The 1,155-nt window shown below is 72.3% G+C and carries 2 protein-coding genes; one reads left to right on the top strand and one right to left on the bottom strand.

Annotated features, from left to right (window positions below; genetic code table 11):
* Positions 1–819, bottom strand: an 819-nt coding sequence (locus tag H5J30_RS34710) for an EamA family transporter (RefSeq protein WP_181791782.1), incomplete at its 3' end; no start/stop codon positions are given.
* Positions 820–906: 87 nt separating this feature from the next.
* On the opposite strand from H5J30_RS34710, the gene H5J30_RS34705 reads away from it, so the two are divergent.
* On the top strand, positions 907–1,155 hold a 249-nt coding region (locus tag H5J30_RS34705), incomplete at its 3' end, for a LysR family transcriptional regulator (protein ID WP_181791781.1).

The following is a 1,155-nucleotide window of genomic DNA, read 5'->3' as shown; positions in this document are numbered from 1 at the left end:
GACCAGCAGCAGCGCCGCCACCCAGCGCAGCCCCGATATCTCCTCGCCCAGGAACACCGCCGCGGAGGACATCCCGGCGACCGGCACCAGCAGCGAGAACGGCGCCACCGTCGAGGCGTCGTAGGTGCGCAGCAGGTACCCCCACACCCCGAAGCCGAAGATCGTGGCGACCCACGCGATGAAGACGACCGCGCCGACGCCCGCCCAGTCCAGCGACCGCAGCGCGTCCCAGTCCCGCTCCGCCCCCTCGAAGAGCAGCGACAGCGCGAGCAGCGGCAGCACGGGTACGCAGGAGACCCACACCATGAAGCGCAGCCCGTCCGGCGGGGCGGCCTTGCGCATGACGACGTTCGCGACACCCCAGCTGAAGGCGGCAGCGAGCACGATCGCGAACGCCCCCAGGGGCCCCGAGCCCCCCTCGTCCACGGCTGCCAGCGCCACCCCGCACAGCGCCACCCCCATACCGGCCAGCCGGATCCGCCCGGGCCGCTCCCCCAGCACCACCGCGGCGATGACCGCGGTGAACACCGCCTGGATCTGCAGCACCAGCGACGACAGCCCCGCCGGCATCCCCCGCTCCATGCCGATGAACAGCAGCCCGAACTTCGCCACCCCGAGCGCGAGCCCGACCGCCAGGATCCACTTGAACGCGACCTGCGGCCGGCCGACGAAGAACACCGCGGGCAGCGCCGCCACCAGGAAGCGCAGCGCGGTGAAGAGCAGCGGCGGGAAGTGGTCGAGGCCCACGTCGATGACGACGAAGTTGAGGCCCCAGAGGAAGGCGACGAGGACGGCGAGTGCGATGTGCAGCGGGCGCATGCCCCCAGGATCTGCCCGGCGACCATGAAGCACCAGCACGTATTGCTTCATGATTGGATGTAGGAACGCTGAACCCTGGGAGTGGCCATGCTCGATCTGTCCCGGCTCCGGGCGCTGCACGCCGTCGCCGTCCACGGCTCCGTCGGCTCCGCCGCGGCGGCCCTCGGCTACACCCCGTCCGCCGTCTCCCAGCAGATCGCCAAGCTGGAGCGCGAGACCCGCACGCCGCTGCTGGAGCGCCGCGGGCGCGGGGTGGCGCTCACCGACGCCGCCCAGCACCTCGCCGCCACGGCGGAGCAGTTGCTCGCGATCGTCGAGGAGGCCGAGACCACGCTG

It is taken from the genome of Streptomyces phytophilus (assembly GCF_013870535.1).
In the GTDB taxonomy this organism is placed as follows: Bacteria; Actinomycetota; Actinomycetes; order Streptomycetales; family Streptomycetaceae; genus Streptomyces; species Streptomyces phytophilus.
Note: the sequence above shows the minus strand (reverse complement) of the source record. Positions and strands in the feature narration are given on the sequence as shown.